The organism is Methanosarcina hadiensis (genome assembly GCF_046529725.1).
Classification (GTDB): domain Archaea; phylum Halobacteriota; class Methanosarcinia; order Methanosarcinales; family Methanosarcinaceae; genus Methanosarcina; species Methanosarcina hadiensis.
In genome coordinates, this window is sequence record NZ_CP136241.1 from 4,155,423 (window position 1) to 4,173,663 (window position 18,241).

An 18,241-nucleotide genomic window follows, 5' to 3' on the forward strand; every position below is an offset into this window, starting at 1 on the left:
CCCGGCCCAGGATCGTCCCAGAGCAACAAGTCCAGTAGTTTGTCTGGGCAAAGGAGCTCACCGCTCCTTAGTCACCGGGCTGCCCGGAGCAGCAGCTGAACCTGACTCATCGGCCTTCCTTGCTTTTTCGGTCTGAGGTTCGCCTTTACGGGTGCGACCAAGCTTGCCAGCTTCTATCTGGCCTGCAAGGGCTTCGCATATCAGGCGCACTCCCATAAGCGAGGTTATGTCCGCGATGTCGAAAGGTGGTGAGACTTCTACAATCTCTATGCCAATCAGTCCTTTCCTGGCAAAGTTTCTTACCAGCCTGAGAGCTTCCCTCGGATACAGCCCTCCTGGCTCGGGCCAGCCTGTGGCCGGGCAAAACCCGGGATCTATAGAGTCTATATCAAAAGAGATGTGGACCCCTTCGGCGCCGTCCCAGGCGACTTCGAGCGCCATCTTGGTTACCTCCTCTATACCCAGCTCCTCTATATCGCCAATAGTAATGACAGTGGATCCTCCTTTTCTCCCCTCTTCTACTCCGGGTCTTGGGACCTGCCAGCCGCCTATGCCTATCTGCACAAGGTTACCCATGTCGAAGTGCATCTCGTGGGCAGCCCAGTAGAAAGGAGTTGTGTGCATTTTTTCGTCAAGGTCGGTCTTTTGGGTGTCGATGTGTCTGTCAAAATGTATTACACCGATATCCTTTCCAAAACCGTTCATCAGCCCACGGGCTGTAGGAAAACCTATGGAATGGTCACCGCCAAGGATCGCCGGAAACACTCCTTCGCCCCTTATATACTCGATAGCCTTGGTAATCTGGTCAAAGGATTTCTCTATGTTTGCCGGAATGATGAAAATATCTCCAACATCTACCATATCGAGCTGTTCTCTCAGGTCTATTCCCAGCTCGTAGTAGTAAGGCGTATACAGGCCTGAGATCCGGCGCATACCCTCAGGGCCGAATCTGGGTCCTGGGCGGTAGGTTGTACCGGTATCAAGCGGGCAGCCGACGATTGCCACCTCATGTTCGCCTACCTCCCTGACGTCAGGAAGGAAGGGCGTTTTGAGGAAGGTATTAATTCCGGAGAAGTGAGGCAATTCTCCCCGGGAGAAAGTGCTGGCCATATCTTTATCCTGAATCGACTCAGCAGGATCCAGGCCGAACATATGAGCTCTTTGAAGCTCCTTTTTCAGTCTCTGATCAGTGAGTTCGTCCTCATATCGCTTTGCAATCTCTCCCTGGAGCTCCTCGCGGCGCTTCTCTTCTCTTTCTGAGAGTTTTCTCTCTTTTGCCATCTTCATCTACTCCCATTGCTCGTGATTTATTTTACAGAAATTTCCTGTGCTTTATTTCCGAGTATTCTGGAGGTATTGAAGCGCGAAAGATGAAATCTACCAGTTTCACATTTATTTATAAAGCACCTTGACAGGTTGTAGCGCTACCAACCCCAGTTCGCGCTCCCCGCTCCCAATCTTACTTGTAACTAAGAGTATATATTAATGGGCTCTCTAGAAATCATCGATTTGAGCTCGAAAAAGCTTATGTTTTTTATTACTTACGTTGTGGAATAACAATCTTATTTTTATTTCCTTTGCCTGATTTCAGGACTCTCTCAATACAGAACGTTTCTCCATACTTTCATTCTGCTTATGAGACCAAAACTAGCTCAAAAATTCTGTGATAACCTTCTCCAAGGTATTATTCAAGTAAAGCAAGAATAAAATGCTGGTGTCAGTTAACTCTGTTTTGAAAAATTAAGGAAATACAGACTATAATCTGAAAATTGTAAAACCTGAAAAATTATAGTTTTTAAACTAACTTAATAAGTCTGATGTACTGCTTTAGCTTCATAAATTCTGGAGGTCGAGGTTCTTATAAACCCCGTTCCTGAATAATGGATATTCCTAATTTTTATTTCTTAACTTTCTTTTCCGGAAGCCCGTAAACAGCGGGGCTGTGAATTACTTCTCCTGCTGCATTATAACGGGAGCCGTGGCAGGGACAGTCCCATGTCTTTTCCGCATTATTCCAGGAAACTATACATCCCATATGCCTGCACGAAGGGTCAAGAGCATAAAGTGTCCCATTCTGGTCCCTGTACGCTGCTACCCTTTCCCCTTCTATTTTGACAATAGCACCTTCCCCTGGTGGAATATCTGATGCCTCTTTATGAACGGGAAGAATCCGGTCGCCTACAAGACCTTTGGTAGCTTCGACAGCCTGTGAAACAAATGTTTTTGCCGACTCTACCGGTTTGAACCGTGAAGGATCATATACCTCTTCCCAGGGGTTGAGCTTTCCGGCGATCATATCCGTGATTATCATTGCTGCAACAGTACCTGTAGTCATGCCCCATTTTTTAAATCCGGTTGCAAGGAATATATTATCGTTACCTGAGGTTTGCCTTCCAATGTATGGGATATGGTCAATGCTTATAGTATCCTGGGTGGACCATCGGTAATCAATGGAATCTACAGAATAGTTAGCCCTCACCCATTTCTCAAGGTTCTGATAGCGAGAAATTTCATTTTCTTCTTCGCCTGTCCGGTGCCCTTCTCCACCTACAAGAATAAGTTCCCCGTTATCCGTACGCTGAGAGCGCAGGGATCTTGCAGGTTTTTCGGCGTTTATGAACATTCCATCTGGAAATGGATCCCGAATGCGGACACCAAGAACATATGAACGGGACTGGTGAAGCCGCTGGAAAAACAAGCCGGGCTTATCATGGATAGGATAATGCGTTGCCTGGATAACCCTGTGTGCAGTTATGCTCCCCTTATCCGTAGTTATGGTCATGGGTTCTTCACCCTTTATCTTCAATGCCCTTGTCTTCTCGAAGATATGGCATCCGTCCCCATGAATCTCTTCTGCAAGTGCGCTGAGGTATTTTGCAGGATGGAACTGTGCCTGATCATTGAAACGGACTGCACCGTATGTTTTAAAGGGCAAGGGCAGGTTTTCTTCAAAGTAAGCCGGAATCCCAAGATTTCTGGCTGCCTGAACTTCATTCTGGATCCTGTTTGTGGAGTCTTCCGATTCTGCATAAACATATGCAGGTTTACGGACAAAATCGCAGTTTATCTTTTTTGAAGCTACTATGGAAGCTATCTTCTCTATAGCTGCCTGATTGGACTCCGCATACTGCTGAGCCTGCCTTTTTCCGAATTTTGAGATCAGGCGGTCGTAGATGAGGTGGTGCTGGGAGGTAACTTTGGCTGTAGTATGCCCTGTAACTCCTCTAAGGATATGACCTGCTTCAATAACTGCAATGGACGAAAACCCTGCTTCTTTCAACAGGTAAGCTGTGGTAAGCCCAACTATTCCCCCTCCGATTATTGCGATATCGACGCGAAGGTCCCCCTGGAGCGCAGGATAGTTGGATTCTGGTATAGTTGCCAGCCAGTATGATTCTGCCCTGCCGGGCAGGATATAATCGAGTTCCCTCTGGTTTGCCATATATTTCACCGATAACAATTCATCAGGGCTCCCGCTTCCTTGAGCCCTTTTTTATTGTCTGGCTCTAAAAGCAGGCTCTGCTCAGTTGTTTGCTCAAGTCGGTATGGTCCCCACTCATAGTTCTCCCCCATACATATTCAAGAATAGATGCGTAAAATTATCTAATTAAATATTATAAAAAATAATAGTAATATTAACTCAGGTTTCTTTATTTAATCAAAATTAGTCAAAAAGAGGTGTCATGTGAGATACCTGGTGTTTTTAAGAGGAATACCCGGATCAGGCAAATCGACTTTCATTAAAGAGAACAGGCTTGAACCTTATACCATTTCCTCAGATGAGGTCAGGCTTCTTATAAAACCTCCTGTACTATCTGTCACCGGAAAAACGATTATCTCCCAGAGAATCAACCGCAGGGTATGGGGTCTCATTTATTCTCTTATTAAATGCCGCATGGAAGAGGGTGAGTTTACAATCCTTGACGCTACCAATGCGGGAAATGCAGATATGGCAAAGTACAGGTCGCTTGTTAAAGCTTACAGGTATAAGGCGTTCTGTGTTGATTTTTCGGATGTGCCTCTTGATATTGCAAAGGAAAGAAACAGCAAGAGGCCTGCATATGAAATTGTACCTGAAGCTATAATCGAAGATATGTATTCTATAATACGCAGGCAGAATGTGCCTTCATTTGTTACTGTAATAAAGCCTTATGAATTTCATGAGAAATTGAAGTATCAAATTACTGATTTTTCAGACTATAGAAGAATCCACCATATTGGAGATATAAAAGGCAGCTATACAGCCCTGATGAAGTACTTTGCATACGGGTTGAATGACAATGATATGTATATATTTCTTGGAGATTACACAGGCAAAAGGGCTGAAAATGCCAGTGTAATTAAGTTTCTTTCCTCAATCATGTGCAGAGATAATGTTGTTCTTCTTGAAGGAGACAACGAAAAAGACCTTCACGGTTCGGCAACCGGTGAGGAACAAACCCGTATCTCAGAGTTTACGGATGCCTCAGATCCCTTTAGCGAACTCAAACAGGCAGGAGTTACACTGGGCGACACCCTTAAGCTGTACAGGAAAACAGTATCCTGCGTTTATTATAAGTTCCGTAACAGATCCGTGCTTGTAACCCACGGAGGTATGAGCATCCTCCCTGAAAACCTTATTTTTACAGGAACCGACCAGATGATAAATGGAGTCGGTGAACCTGAAGATGCGACCCTGGTTGCTGAGAGTTTCAACAAAAATACTGATGAGGACACTTATCAGATTCACGGTCACAGGAATCCTGAAAATCTACCCATAAAAAATGGCAGGACGTTTAATTTATGCGACGAAAACCCGAGTGACACGTTCCTTAGAATCCTGACGCTTGACAGGGAAGGGTTTGACTGTCAGTACATCAAAAAATGAAGGTATAAGAACCAAAAATTAGTCGGGTTTTATTCTCTTCACTGCCTGACTCTGGACTGGAGAACTCTTTGGTTTGATGCATAGAGTAACTTAATTTTCTTTTCAGCAAATATTTATAATGATTTCAGTACCTTAGGCTCTGACCACTGTTAAAATATTAAAACACTTTTCTTCGTTTTCATGTCCTGATTGAGGTTTTTAAGCTTCGAAACGGCATATTAGAAGCATGCAGATAGTTTTTATATTTTCTATCACACATTTTATTTACTCAAACTGATTAGAAATAAGTATTATTAGTGCATTTATTAAATTATACAATTGAATCTTTCTTGAACTATCTGTTCAATTTATTATTGGTCCATAAAAAGTGGAGGGTTTGTGGCTACAGAGTTTAGAACTTTCTTTGATAACAGGTTTCTATACTCGTAAATATCAGGATTTAGTGAACTTTACGGATATTGGATAATTTTTATTTTAGTTTTAAGTACTACTTTCGGGGGACGGGACATAATTTCGGGGAATGGGGCATAAAAATGGTTAAATATATTCTTAAATCCAGTAAACAGGTAAATAATGATGTTATACCTTCTAAAGGCACTCTTAAGCCATGCAATCCCGTTTACGGAAGTAATAGATTTGGAAATATAATTCAGGAAAAATTTTCTCTTAATTGCATTTTCAATTCAATGGTAACCCCTATTGTATACAGGGATAAGAGCGGTCTGTATCTTTTCGTAAACAGAGCATTTGAAGAACTTGTAGGGATTCCTGCTAAAGAAATTATTGGACTCATGAATTCAGAAGTGAGTAATAATTTTTATAAACATGTTGAAGGGAGAGTTGCTATAAATGAGGGTTATTTTCAGAAAGCTGTTGATGGATGGAATAAAATCGGTATGGAAATTATCATTTCTGGAGGTTCCAGCGCCCTTGAGCAGGAAATCGTATGTGCGGACAGGATAAAAAGGACTTTTATTGTGAATTTTTCTGCTTTCAATAACGAGAATGGGGGAGTTCAGGGACTGCTTATTATCCTGCAGGATATTACAGGACTCCGAAAATCGGAGACTGCTTTTGAAAAAAATGATGAAAAATATAAAATCGTAGCAGAACAAACCGGGCAGCTTATTTATGATTTTGATTTGCTGACCGACAAAGGCAGCTGGGCTGGAGCAATAGAGAAAGTTACAGGGTACAGTAAAGAAGAGTTCCAGAGTATGAGCAGGAAGCTCTGGACTAAGAATATCCATCCTGCTGATAGGGAAGCCGTAATAAAAGAATTTATTGAGTCCAGAAGAACCGGAAAAAATTACCGGATAGAATTCAGGTTCAGGAAAAAAGATGGAAAGTGCATATATCTGGAGAATAGCGGCATTCATCTCAAGGATAATTCAGGTAAGCCTGTCAGGTCTCTGGGTGCGGTGAAAGATATTACCGGGAGAAAACTTGCTGAAGAGAAGTTACAGGAAAGTGAGGATAAGTACCGTTCTTTTGTGCAGAACCTTAAAGGAATTGCTTTCCAGTTCGACAGGGACTTTAAACTTGAATTCATGCACGGGGCTGTTAAGGAAATTACCGGATACAGCGAAGAAGAGCTTGTTTCTTCAAAACTATGGCCCACACTTATTGTTCCTGAGGATCTTAACGCCTTTAAAGAAAAAGAAAATAAAATAAGGCGTTTCTCCGGACAATTCCAGGGAGAGCTTGATTACAGGATCCGGTGTAAGAATGGGGAAATAAAATGGATGCATGAGACCTATCAGAAAGTTCCGGGTAAAGAAGGTAAGCCGGATGTGTATAACGGCATAGTATATGATATAACCGAGAGAAAGGAAACTGAAGAAACCCTGGCAAAAGTAGAGGTTGCTCGAAAAAAAGAGGTCCATCACAGGATAAAGAACAACCTGCAGGTCATTTCGTCTCTGCTTGATCTTCAGGCTGAAAACCTGGGGGATAAACGGATAAAGGAGGTTCTCAGGGAAAGCCAGAACAGAATAATGTCTATCGCTCTTATTCATAGGGAGCTTTACAGGGACAGGGAAATGGATAATGTGAATTTTTCAATTTATATTCGAGAACTGGCTGAAAATCTCCTGGATACATATAAAGTAGGAGACTCGAAAATCAATCTATGTATGGACCTCGAAGAAAACATCCATTTTGATATAGAGACTGCAGTTCCTCTGGGTATTATTGTCAATGAGATTTTTTCGAACTCTCTTAAATATGCATTCCCGGATAGAATATGTGGAGAGATCCGTATAAACCTTGCAAGGAAGAAAGCCGGAAAAGATGAGTGCAGTTCTTTAAATGAAAAAAAGGAACAAAGCTTCGGGAGCGATGCTAATTTAAGTGATGCTAATTTTGTCCTTACTGTCTCGGATGACGGACTGGGCATTCCAGATTCTTTCAATATAGAGGATGCTGAGACTCTAGGGCTTCAGCTCATAAATGTCCTTATAGAACAGCTGGATGGAAGTATCAGACTTAACAGAAACAATGGGACAGAGTTTATTATCGAGTTCGCTGCGCAGGACTGCAGTAAATAAAAATCTAAGAAACAAACACTGAGCTAAATTCAGATAACACTGATTTGATGCCACATAACTCTTTTTGATTTTTTTCCCTATTTTTATTCAGCTCACAAAAAGATTTAAAGAATACTCTATAGCCGCAGATAATTTGGAGGATACTTTTTTGTTAAACAGACTCGGATGCTTTCCTGCGGCTCATAGCCATTTTCCGATGGTATCTGCTACATAAAAGGTAAGGAATGTTCAGAAAACAATAGTTCTATGATAATTATACCTTTAACTGTTAGCTGATAAAATAGGAATCAGTCTGTACAGAATATAGATAAATAGTATGAATAGACAGATTCCCAGTACCTTTGACTCGGTATCAAGTTTAAACATACTTAGAATACACCATCTTTCTATAAATATTTACGCAGTTTCACTGTGTTTATAACCTTTTTTCGTTTCCTCTTTATAAATTTTTTCGTTTCCCTATACACTTAAATACTTTCTCGATTTATATTATCTGTTAATATATATCTAATTAGGGGCAAGATTGGTTATGGCTTTACAACATAATGATTTGAAACAGGGGGAGCTTTCACACTCCATTAAGAAAATCACTAAAAATGCTGATCAGGAAGCTATAGAAACAAGCTGGCTTATTGATAACCTGCCAGTGACGGTTTTTAGAGTATTAAACAAACCTGCGTGGCCTATCCATTACATAAGTAAAAATGTAGATGAACTTACAGGTTACTCTGCAAGGGAATTCCTTTCTCAAAAATTAGCATGGGCTGACATTGTTTTCCCGGAAGATGTTCCTAAAATCGATGCGGCTATAGATAAATCAGTAAAGAGCGGAAATCCTTATCAGGTGGAATACAGAATAAAAAAATCCTGCGGTGATACGGTATTTGTTCAGGAACAGGCTCACCTGGTTAATGATGATAATGGAAATCTGGCTTATATTGACGGCGTTTTTCTGGATGTAACTCAACATATAAAACGAAGAGAAGAGTCGCAAAAAGCAATTGTTAGAAGCATTCCATCTCCTTCACTTGCACTTTATGTGGATGTTTCTGGAAAAATAAAGCACATCAATAACTATTTTTTAGAAGTTTGCAGATTTAAGAGTGAAAGTGAAGTTATCGGGAGAACTTCTGCCGAATTATTGGAAACAAATTCCAGACGGACACTTGTCGATAAAGCAATTGAAACAGGAGAAGGCATTTACAACCTTGAGAAATCCATTAAATTCAAGGCTCTGGATAAACCGCTATTTACCATACTTTCAGCTGTGCCAATAAAAGACGAGACCGGAACTATTGTTGGCGGTCTAATGGTCATAACTAATATGACAGAGATGAAAGAAAGAGAAGAAGAGGTTAAGGATCTTTTAGGTTATACTGACAGTTGTCTTAAAAATCTCGGAGAGGGAATCAGGAAGCTAAGTGAAGGATATCTTGATGCTCATCTTGAGAAGATTAAGGATGACGACTTTGGCGATACTTTTGACGAATTCAATAAGCTTGTTCTCAATTTAAAATCTGTTATTGAGCATATCCTTGAAGACATGCTTACTACCCTGGAAGAGGCAAGGCAGTCCGAAGAAGCTGTCGGCCAGATGAATGCCGGGATGCAGCAGATTTCTACGGCTGCAGAACAGATTGCTACCGGTTCTGAGAACCTTTCCAGGCACGCAGGCACAGCAGCTTCTGACATAAAAGCTTCGCAGGAAATCTTTAGCAGGCTCAGCGATTCTTCAAACAAATCCTCCGATTATGCTTCCCAGGCTGGCAAAAAAAGTGAAGAGGCCCAGGTCATAAGTAACCAGGCCCTGGAAGATATGGAACAGGTCGTTGCAGAAATTTCCAAACTTGGTGGCATTGTCCACTCCCTGGATGATGCTGTCAATAATATCGGGTCCGTTACAGGGAAAATCAAATCAATCGCCGACCAGACTAACCTTCTCGCCCTGAATGCAGCCATTGAAGCTGCAAGAGCCGGTGAATACGGCAGAGGGTTTGCCGTTGTTGCAGACGAAGTTCGAAAACTTGCTGCTGACTCAAGAAAGAGCACTGATGAGATTAATGAAATCGTCACAAACGTCCAGAAAGAGACAAAAAAAGTGACCGAAGCCATTAACATTGCTGACGGTCAGGCTAAGACCGGAAGCAAGAACATTAAACAGGCTCTGAACGCGGGTCACGAAATTGCTACCGCAGTTGCTACCATAAATTCCATGCTTGCCGAACTTGACAGGCTTTCGGATGAGGGGCTTGCTAAGATCGAAAATATCGAGAAAAGCATCAGCGAAACGGCATCAACAGCCGAAGAAAACGCTGCAAGCAGCGAAGAAACATCCGCTGCAATAGAAGAGCAGACTGCTGCAATGCAGCAGGTAAGCAGTTCGGTAAAGAATGTCAGCGAACTCGCCCAGAAAACAGTTGATTCTCTTATAGAGAACTTTAAGATCTCTGCGGAATTAAAAAAGGACCAGCCCCCTTCTGGAAAACCTCTGGGTTTTGAAAGAAGAGGGAAATTAAAGACATATTAAACATTAATTGAAGACATCCCGAATATTCTTAGTCTTAAAGGTAAATAATCGGCACTTATTGCTGCTGCCGAATATTCTTAGTCTTAAAGTAAATAATCTGCATGATTGCTGCAAAACAGGATTTGATGTTTATTTCATCATATCCTGAAGATACTTTTTTACTTTATCCCGCTTACTTCAAAGCTATGACATTTAAGGGTCTTAATAAGCATTAAGCGATACCATAGTACCATGTCGCAATTCTGAAGTATATAACAACGCCGACGATGTCTGCTATAGAGGTAATCAAAGGAGCACTGGCGGTTGCGGGATCCATTTTTAATGCTGTGAGCAGGAAAGGAAGAGTAGTGCCTATCAGGCAGCCGGCAAAGATTACAATGATCATGGTTGTAGCTACAACTACACCCAGTTCCAGTCCGCCTCTGTAAATCCCGAGACCTGCCGCGGCTATACCCATTGTAATACCTATTGTAGCTGCAACCAGCATTTCTCTTCCAATAAGATAAAACCAATCCTTATTTTTAACATCGCCTGTTGCAAGGGAACGGACTACGAGAGTTGCGGATTGGGACCCTGCATTTCCTCCGCTGTCTATTAAAAGAGGCAGAAAGATGACAAGAGCAACAACAGCCTGGATTGTATCTTCAAAGGCTGCAATAGTAGCGCCTGAGAATATATTTATGAAAACCAGCGTCAATAACCATGGAACCCTTTTCGCATACAGCAGCCGGATGTTTGCATCTTTCAGACCTGTCCTCATAAGTCCGACTGTCCCCATTTTATGGAAGTCGTCTGTTGCCTCTTCTTCTGCAACATCCATAACATCGTCAAAAGTAACTGCTCCGACCAGACGCTTCTCGGCATCGAGGACAGCCAGTGACGGGATGTCGTATTCGCTGATAATCTCCACCGCTCTATTTTTTGGATCAGTAGTATATATGAAAATGTCCTCTCCCTCAACAATACTTTCCAGAGGTGTTAAAGGCTCGGTTTTTATGAGGTCTCCCAGCATTACATACCCGCTGTACTTTCGCTCCCTATCTATCACAAAAATCATTGGCATTTCATCGGCTCTCAGGGGAGAGGCATGTAACCCTGTCAAAACCTCGCCTGCATTCTGATACTTATGCGCTGAAACGTACCTGGGAGTCATGTATCTGCCTGCACTTCCCTCAGGATAACCAAGGAGCAGGTTCACATATTTGCGCCTCCCAGGGCTCAGCCCTTCAAGCAGGCGCCTGGTTATCTTTGCAGGCAGTTCTTCAAATATTCTGGCGCAGTCATCAGGGTCAAGAGGTTCCAGCAGCTTGATTGTGTCTGATTCTTCCATTAATTTTATTATTTCTACCTGATGTTCCACACTGAAACTTTCAAAGACTTCAAGTGCCAGATCTTTCTCAAGGAGCCTAAAGAGTATAACAAAATCTCTGCCGTCCAATTCAAAATAGAGATCCTCAATCTGGGATGGTTTCATCTCCCGGATTAAAGCCCTTAAGCCTTCCCAGTCCCTTTTATCCAGCAGCTCTTTGAATTCAGAATGCATTAATACCCCCGTATTTTTTGCGTTTATCTGAAGAACAGACCCTTTTAAGGAGAGAAACAGGATAAAGTCAAGTTTATATGCTGCCTGTAAAAGAAATAAAAAACTCTCCCTTTTAGCATAGTCGAATATGGAATGGAAATCTTGCTATCAGCCGAAGTAGATTATGCCTTAAGTTGAGAACATCTTGTTTTATCTACCGGCACTCCTTATATCCCGGGCATCAGCCCCTGTTTCTAATACGAGCTTATTTAACAAGAGGTTCTGATGTCTATTTTCTGCAAAGGAATTATTCCATATATCATTTTTGATTAGCCCTAAAAAGTTACAGCACTTAAGTTAGGGTTTAGCAATTTAAGATCTTTCTTTTACATTGCTTACTGTGCCTGAATAAAATCGCCTCTTAAAAGCAGGGTATCTGGGGAAGATATCACTTCCAGGACCGGACTGTTTGTATGATAAACATATACCTTCACAGAATTGACTGGGAAATTAATGGGCAGACAATTATCCCCAATTCGAAACTTCTATAGCCAGCCCGGACACAGCCGTAGAGAAACCTGGAGTGAAGAAGAATCTCCTGAAGGCAGGTTCCGGAAATTCAGCTACAATGAAATCGGGCAGGAGATAAAACAAATCCGGATATTTTCTGGCTCAAGGACAAAGTCTCGCTGACTCCGATAACCTTCCTGACCCTGATATTCATGCAAACGAGATAACTGAGAATATAAAAGCTTCGCTGGCAAGTTTCAAGGAGATTATGGGCACGATCAATGGAGGAAGTGAAGAGAATTAGAGAATAAATTCCGAATATGCCTGAAGATTAAAGAATGTTCTGATATTTTTATCTGAAGGTTAAAGAACATCCTAATATCCTTTTTATCCTTGCCAAACTTAAAAAGTTAGATTTATTCAGTTAAAATGTTGTGGTGGATGTCCACCACTTACTTTACTGACCACTGGCCTTACTGCGTATTTTCGGGTTGTTCTGAATAGTTGTATATATAGATATCATTGCTTTCCGCACTACTAACGTAGTTCCTGTCCATTCCCCATACAATAGTGTTATTGTATACTTCTGGTGTCGTATAAACTTCTTCAAGATAGCCATATACCAGTGTGTTTTGTCCTGTAGTTATGTTATATACATATACCCCTGGTTTGCCTTCATAATCATCAACAACTTTATTGTATACAATTTTATCATTGTGTATGGCAATGTGTGTCCCTGTACTGGCTCCGTATTCATTTCCATCCGGATCGGTGCCAAGCGGATTTGTAACATCTGTGGTGTTCCCTGTTAGAATATCATACATCGCAACATATCCCTGATGATTATATACATCAGACCAGATGACCCTGGTGTCCCAAATACGCGGTATGTTTGGATCTCCATATGAAGCAACGGTTATTCTTTCCCCTGTTTCGATATCATACATTCTGATAGTTATATCGGCTTCCGGATCTTCTGAATATGAGTAATACACCACCTTTGTGTCATATATGTCAGGATTGCTGCCGTCTCCGATTTTTTCCTGTGTGGATGTAGATACGTCTCTCAGATACACACTATCGTTTGCGCTCCAGACAATTCTGTTGCCATAAACAGCAGGTCTGCTGTACTGGTCTACTCCCTGCGTGATGTAACTTTTTGCGGCGGTCGGGATATCGTAAACAGCAATCCTTGGCGTTCCAATGCTTTCATCGCGCCACACTATTTTGTTTTCATAAATATCCGGACTGGACGCTCTGGAAGAGCTAAACCTTGTGTCTGTTCTGTTTGTCAGGTCGTATAGATGAATAACAACCCCGTCTGTCCATACTACCTTATCACCATAAACAGCAGGATCATATCCGGTTCCGATTCTTGTGATTTGAGCCGCTGAAGCTGCGGCTGAGGTCAAAACCAAAAAAACAAAAACCAGGACTGATAAAGCTAAAGATATTGAACGTAGCTTTCCCTTATTTCCCATTTATTTTTTCCCCCGGTTATCTTTATTTTTCAAATTTAATATACAATCTCTATGATCTGGACGTCTTTCAGGTTACGTAATATTCTATAAAACATTTGAATCATCTATTACTAAAGTCATGTTATCCAGATCCGGACTCTTTACCCAACCAATTATGTGATAAGTTAGTAAGAGGCCAGGCAATTATATAATTTTGCGAATAAAATATTTTCCAACCTTTGCTACATATCTATTTTTTTATAACTTCCAGTTACAGACTTCAATTCGAATTATAAATTGCTTTAAGATTTGAGATAAATGGAGAATTAAAAAATAGAAATATCTCAGGATCGTTATTGTCAAGATGCATAAAATCTGGAAAATCGGGGAGGAAGAGCCTGTAATACCTAATTTCGAGCTCAAATGGCTGGTCCGGGTCACCGTCACGATTATTTATTATCTTGATGAAGGCTCTAAGCCTTTGTCTCCCCTCCAGGTATCGGCATTTCCGGGTATTATATTCTAAGTTCCGGGTATTATATTCTAAGAATCCACACCTCTCGCTGCTATTCGCTGAAAAAATGGCAATCATATTTCCCCTTACAGCTGTTATTCTCTCAAACCTTCTGCTTTTTTGCCCATTCTAGCCGTCGTTCGTTAGTTTTGTCACATCAACAGGCAGGGTACGACCCTGTCCCGAATACGCGTCAAGCCTGAGTGGTATAAACTGTTTTGAACAGTGCTTATCTGTCTACAGAAAGCTCTATAAAAACGAATAAAAATATCACGACAATATGGTAGTAGATTGAGAAGAAGAGACTGATAATTGTTAATCAAAATTATTATTCGATATTTTCTGTTTATATGCTGGCAATTCAAATATGAACTAGCTTCCTTTCCTAACTTCGCTTTCAACCCGGATTTGCCCACCGTGCAGTTCCACAAGCTTTTTAACTAGAGCAAGCCCAAGGCCTGTTCCGCAGTATTGTTTTGCGGATGACGAATCAATCTGAGAAAAGGGCTGGAAAAGTTTTTTCTGGTCTTCTGGAGAAATACCTATTCCCGTATCCTTAACTGAAAAAATAACTCTATTCCCTCTCCTTTTACAGTGGACAGAGACTCTACCCCCTTCACGGGTAAACTTGATTGCATTGCTTGCAAGGTTGTAAAGGATCTGGATAAGGCGGCTTCTGTCAGCCTGAATATTTCCACAATCCGGCTCTGCTATAAATTCTATCCAGAGGGATTTAGCGTTGGCAAGGGGTAAGAGAGTGTTTTTTACCTCATCAAAGACCGGGTTTATAGATAACTCGCTGTACTGAAGCTCCATTTTTCCGGCTTCTACTTTAGATAGGTCAAGAATGTCGTTTATAAGTCCCAGAAGGTGTTTTCCGCTAATGGAGATGTTACTGACGTACTTCAATTGCCTTTCGTTGAGTTCACCAAAAACTCTTTCAATCAGGATATCCGAAAAACCAATGATGGAATTAAGGGGTGTCCTCAGTTCGTGGCTCATATTGTCAAGGAATTCGCTTTTTATGCGGCTTGCAGTTTCTGCTTCTATTCTGGCATTGATCATAGCTTCTTCTGCCTTTATACGGTCGGTTATATCCCTCCCCACAGCCTGGATGGTGTTTTGCTGCGCCTGGAGTAATGAAGCGCTGATATCCATATGAATAAATGTTCCATTTGACCGTACTATTCTGGATTCTTTACGCGCAAAACCTGCTGTCTTTGCTTTCCTCATTTCGGACCTGACTTCATTTACATCTTCCGGGAAAATCAGCTCTACTACTGATTTTTGTTTAAGTTCTTCTTCGCTGTAACCTAATACTTCACAGGCCCTTCTGTTTACTTCGAGTATCCTTCCATTAAAATCATGGATTATTATAACGTCATTCGACTTTTCAAAAAGGCTTCTGTATTTGAACTCACTTCTGGCAATCTTTTCTTCTGCTTTCTTTTTTTCACTTATATCTCTTATCACGGTAAGAGCAAGGTCCTGGTATCCGTTAAGCACCCTGGAACTGACTTCTACATTGAAAGCTTCACCATTCTTTTTTATGTACAATGTATCACCGTGAATAAATCCAGCTCTTCGAAGTGTCTCCAATCCCTGAGCACCTTCACCCCTGCGGTCAGGAGGCAGGAGATCCACCACATTAATTTTTTGTAATTCTTCCTTTGTATATCCAAATATCTCAGATGCTTTTTCGTTTGCTTCTATTATCTTGCCATCAAGCTGGTTCAGGAATATGGCATCATTTGATTGTTCGAAAAGCGTCCTGTATCTTTCCTCGTTTCGCTTCAGTTCTTCCTGGGCTTCTTTCTGCTCTGTTATATCCTGCAGTGTACCGATTAATCTAATAACTTTTCCATCTTTTATTACAGGATGGCCAATTGTCCGGATCCATTTCTTTCTCCCTTTTGGTGAGATAAGTTGCAGTTCAAGGTCATATGATTCACCTTTTTCTGTAGCATCATTAAATGCTTTTTCGAGGACTTCCTTTGATTCCGAAGGGTAAAAGCCCAATTTATCTTCCGGATTATCATAACCACCTTCTTCCCGTATCCTTAATAGTTCAGGCGTCTCTGTGATCAAACCAGACATTATATCGAATTTCCATCCCCCGATTTTTGCGATTTTGCCTACTTCTCTGAGGAGAGTCTCGCTTTCACGCAATTTATTTTCTGCTTGCTTACGGTGAGTAATGTCTCTGACAACTGCCTGTGTTATGCCGTCATATCCTTCAAGGAGCCTCGCACTTATTTCTACGTTTATAATTTCCCCGTTTGCAGTAAGGTATTCAGTATCACCCCTTATGACTCCCCGGGTTTCTAACATTTTCATCACTTCCCTTCCCTGATCCTTAATTTGTGGAGGTAAAAAATCGACAACATTCATTTTTTGCAGTTCTTCTTTTGAGTATCCGAGCATTCTGGAGGCAGTGTCATTTACCTCCAGTATCTGGCCTTCTATCGTATTTATAAAAACAGCATCACTTAATTGCTCTATCAGGGATCTGTACCGTCTCTCACTTCGAATTATCTTTTCTTCAGCCATTTTTCTCTCAGCAACATTCATTGATGTTCCATATGTGAGAAATGTCCCATCCTCCTGAAGATGGGAAGATCCTGTCGTGTTAATCCAGATAGGCTTTCCATCGCCAGTGACTATTCTATAATCTATATTAACAGGGGTGCCAGGATGCTTGAAAGAATGTTCAAGCGCATCCCTGACTTTATCCAGATCTTCCGGGTGGGTGTGCGCAAAAAGCTTATCCCATTCACTTTGTTGAGCGTTATGATGAAATCCAAGTACTTTATCAAGAGGTTTGGAAAAATAGGTGCTCAGCACATTTCCTTCCCTGTCAAAAGTAGCTTTCCAGATCGTTGCATCTATGGAATTAACAATCTCTTCGTATTCTTTTTCCTTTTTAAGCAGCATTGTCTCTGTTTTTTTGCGCTCCAAGACATTTGCTGTCATACCGGCAACGATCTTCAGTACTTCAAGCTCTTCATTATCCCAATCATTCTTTTTTCTTTTTGAATCGATCCCGATGAAGCCTTTAAAAGCACCATTACGTGAAAGAGGTACCATCGCAATGGATTTGATATTCATATCCTGTAACGCCGTTTGCAAGCAATCTTTTTCGTTTGGGATTTCATCGATACAGGGGATATTAACAACTTGAAAATTTCCCTGCCTTTCAAATACAAGCTTTCTTATGTCTATCTGGCCATTTAGCGGCGCCCTGGGGGTTGCACCATCTGCAAGCCATTCATATGTTTTAACGATATAATCCGTATTCTCAACAACACTGAACAGAAACGCACAGTCTGCCCTGATAAAATTTGCCAGATCTTTTAAGGTCTTATTGATATCCTCATCAATGCTTTTGAAGTTACTATTTATAAAGCGATCAGATATCCTTGATATCAGTTTGTCCTTACGTTTGCTCAGTTCGAGTTCAGCCTTTTGTCTTTTCTCAGCAGTAAGATCCTCAATAATTGCATTACACCCATAAACAAATCCGATTTCATCCTTTCGAGGGAAGGCCTTAAAATCCAGAAAATGTTCCTTATTAAAGAGCGATCGATAAGTTGTCTCTATAGAGGAACTTTTGCCTGTTGTAAGTGTCTCTTCAACAACAGAAGAAATGCCGCATTCAACCAGAGGCGGGAAAGTCAGTATGTTAAGTTGTTTTGTAAAATCAGCGGAAGGGGATCTCAGCAGGTCCCGCAGAAATTCATTTAGTGCTGTAATATTTCCTTCCCTGTCACATGAAAGTATGCCAAGGGGCAGTTCGTCAACAAGATTCTCCAAACCTTCATTGTATTTTTCCGACAGGCCCAAAAGCTCAGCGGTACAGCTGCGATACTCTTCGGTCATGGCTTTTCAGTAATCCCCGCAATCAAAACCCATTAAATTGCAGATAGCTTCCACTATTATTTTAGTATAATATCACAATTATAATTTATTAATTTATTAAGTTTTTGTTTTTAATCTCCTCATTCAGGCAGAAATTTTAATCGTTCAGATTGGGAGAGTTTAAAAAATTTAATGCAAATTAGTTCCATTTTCCATGAGCCTGTAACAAAATTTTAGGACATCAGTGGCGCCATTTATGGGCTTATGGAATTAAATGATCTAAAACAACTGTTGAAAAATAGTCTACAAAATATTGAAATTTTTATTCTAATAATTTTTAGTTCAATAATGCAAGTCACTTTATGATATCAGTGATAATGATCTTCATGAAAATACTTCACTTTATATCGCATCATTTCTTATCCTTCAGACTG

11 protein-coding genes are annotated in these 18,241 nt (G+C 41.0%); 6 read left to right on the plus strand and 5 right to left on the minus strand.

Translation table 11 applies throughout. The features are described 5' to 3' along the window. Nucleotides 1–57 precede the first annotated feature (57 nt). On the minus strand, nt 58–1,110 hold the full coding sequence (locus RSJ42_RS17865; protein WP_410510420.1) for an agmatinase family protein: 1,053 nt from the start codon (nt 1,108–1,110) through the stop codon (nt 58–60). Here RSJ42_RS17865 and RSJ42_RS17870 point away from each other — a divergent pair. Then, complete coding sequence (locus RSJ42_RS17870) at nt 1,009–1,260, plus strand: hypothetical protein (RefSeq protein ID WP_410510432.1); 252 nt, start codon at nt 1,009–1,011, stop codon at nt 1,258–1,260. The genes RSJ42_RS17865 and RSJ42_RS17870 overlap by 102 nt on opposite strands. A gap of 637 nt (nt 1,261–1,897) precedes the next feature. On the opposite strand, the gene RSJ42_RS17875 is transcribed toward RSJ42_RS17870, so the two are convergent. Further along, the gene (locus RSJ42_RS17875) at nt 1,898–3,442 is read right to left on the minus strand and encodes an FAD-dependent oxidoreductase (RefSeq protein WP_410508570.1); all 1,545 of its coding nucleotides are present in this window, start codon (nt 3,440–3,442) and stop codon (nt 1,898–1,900) included. Between the two features lie 243 nt (nt 3,443–3,685). Here RSJ42_RS17875 and RSJ42_RS17880 point away from each other — a divergent pair, with 243 nt between their 5' ends. The 3 genes from RSJ42_RS17880 to RSJ42_RS17890 all read left to right on the plus strand — a co-directional run bounded on the left by RSJ42_RS17880 (nt 3,686) and on the right by RSJ42_RS17890 (nt 9,943). Continuing rightward, on the plus strand, nt 3,686–4,867 hold the full coding sequence (locus RSJ42_RS17880) for an AAA family ATPase (RefSeq protein WP_410508571.1): 1,182 nt from the start codon (nt 3,686–3,688) through the stop codon (nt 4,865–4,867). Between the two features lie 533 nt (nt 4,868–5,400). Further along, nucleotides 5,401–7,416 (plus strand): PAS domain S-box protein, encoded by a 2,016-nt coding sequence (locus RSJ42_RS17885; protein ID WP_410508572.1) that lies wholly within the window; start codon nt 5,401–5,403, stop codon nt 7,414–7,416. Between the two features lie 529 nt (nt 7,417–7,945). Continuing rightward, nucleotides 7,946–9,943 (plus strand): methyl-accepting chemotaxis protein, encoded by a 1,998-nt coding sequence (locus tag RSJ42_RS17890; RefSeq protein ID WP_410508573.1) that lies wholly within the window; start codon nt 7,946–7,948, stop codon nt 9,941–9,943. A 211-nt stretch (nt 9,944–10,154) separates the two neighbouring features. On the opposite strand, the gene mgtE is transcribed toward RSJ42_RS17890, so the two are convergent. Continuing rightward, nucleotides 10,155–11,486 carry a magnesium transporter gene (gene mgtE, locus RSJ42_RS17895; protein WP_410508574.1) on the minus strand — a complete coding sequence of 444 codons (1,332 nt, stop codon included), beginning with the start codon at nt 11,484–11,486 and terminating at the stop codon, nt 10,155–10,157. Nucleotides 11,487–11,978: 492 nt separating this feature from the next. Here mgtE and RSJ42_RS17900 point away from each other — a divergent pair, with 492 nt between their 5' ends. Then, complete coding sequence (locus tag RSJ42_RS17900) at nt 11,979–12,158, plus strand: hypothetical protein (RefSeq protein ID WP_410508575.1); 180 nt, start codon at nt 11,979–11,981, stop codon at nt 12,156–12,158. A gap of 290 nt (nt 12,159–12,448) precedes the next feature. On the opposite strand, the gene RSJ42_RS17905 is transcribed toward RSJ42_RS17900, so the two are convergent. Continuing rightward, nucleotides 12,449–13,456, minus strand: a complete 1,008-nt coding sequence (locus RSJ42_RS17905; protein WP_410508576.1) for a hypothetical protein — start codon at nt 13,454–13,456, stop codon at nt 12,449–12,451. Nucleotides 13,457–13,799: 343 nt separating this feature from the next. Between RSJ42_RS17905 and RSJ42_RS17910 the strand changes: the two genes are divergently transcribed. Next, nucleotides 13,800–13,961, plus strand: coding sequence for a hypothetical protein (locus RSJ42_RS17910; protein WP_410508577.1), 162 nt, complete (start codon nt 13,800–13,802; stop codon nt 13,959–13,961). Between the two features lie 360 nt (nt 13,962–14,321). Here RSJ42_RS17910 and RSJ42_RS17915 read toward each other — a convergent pair whose 3' ends face one another. Then, the gene (locus RSJ42_RS17915; protein ID WP_410508578.1) at nt 14,322–17,828 is read right to left on the minus strand and encodes a PAS domain S-box protein; all 3,507 of its coding nucleotides are present in this window, start codon (nt 17,826–17,828) and stop codon (nt 14,322–14,324) included. Nucleotides 17,829–18,241 lie beyond the last annotated feature (413 nt).

Bases quoted from the DNA above. Each gene is read 5' to 3' on its own strand.
- RSJ42_RS17870 (WP_410510432.1), top strand. From the start codon at position 1,009: ATGTTCGCCTACCTCCCTGACGTCAGGAAGGAAGGGCGTTTTGAGGAA.
- RSJ42_RS17865 (WP_410510420.1), bottom strand. From the start codon at position 1,110: ATGGCCAGCACTTTCTCCCGGGGAGAATTGCCTCACTTCTCCGGAATT.
- RSJ42_RS17875 (WP_410508570.1), bottom strand. From the start codon at position 3,442: ATGGCAAACCAGAGGGAACTCGATTATATCCTGCCCGGCAGGGCAGAA.
- RSJ42_RS17885 (WP_410508572.1), top strand. From the start codon at position 5,401: ATGGTTAAATATATTCTTAAATCCAGTAAACAGGTAAATAATGATGTT.
- RSJ42_RS17890 (WP_410508573.1), top strand. From the start codon at position 7,946: ATGGCTTTACAACATAATGATTTGAAACAGGGGGAGCTTTCACACTCC.
- mgtE (WP_410508574.1), bottom strand. From the start codon at position 11,486: ATGCATTCTGAATTCAAAGAGCTGCTGGATAAAAGGGACTGGGAAGGC.
- RSJ42_RS17900 (WP_410508575.1), top strand. From the start codon at position 11,979: ATGGGCAGACAATTATCCCCAATTCGAAACTTCTATAGCCAGCCCGGA.
- RSJ42_RS17905 (WP_410508576.1), bottom strand. From the start codon at position 13,456: ATGGGAAATAAGGGAAAGCTACGTTCAATATCTTTAGCTTTATCAGTC.
- RSJ42_RS17910 (WP_410508577.1), top strand. From the start codon at position 13,800: ATGCATAAAATCTGGAAAATCGGGGAGGAAGAGCCTGTAATACCTAAT.
- RSJ42_RS17915 (WP_410508578.1), bottom strand. From the start codon at position 17,828: ATGACCGAAGAGTATCGCAGCTGTACCGCTGAGCTTTTGGGCCTGTCG.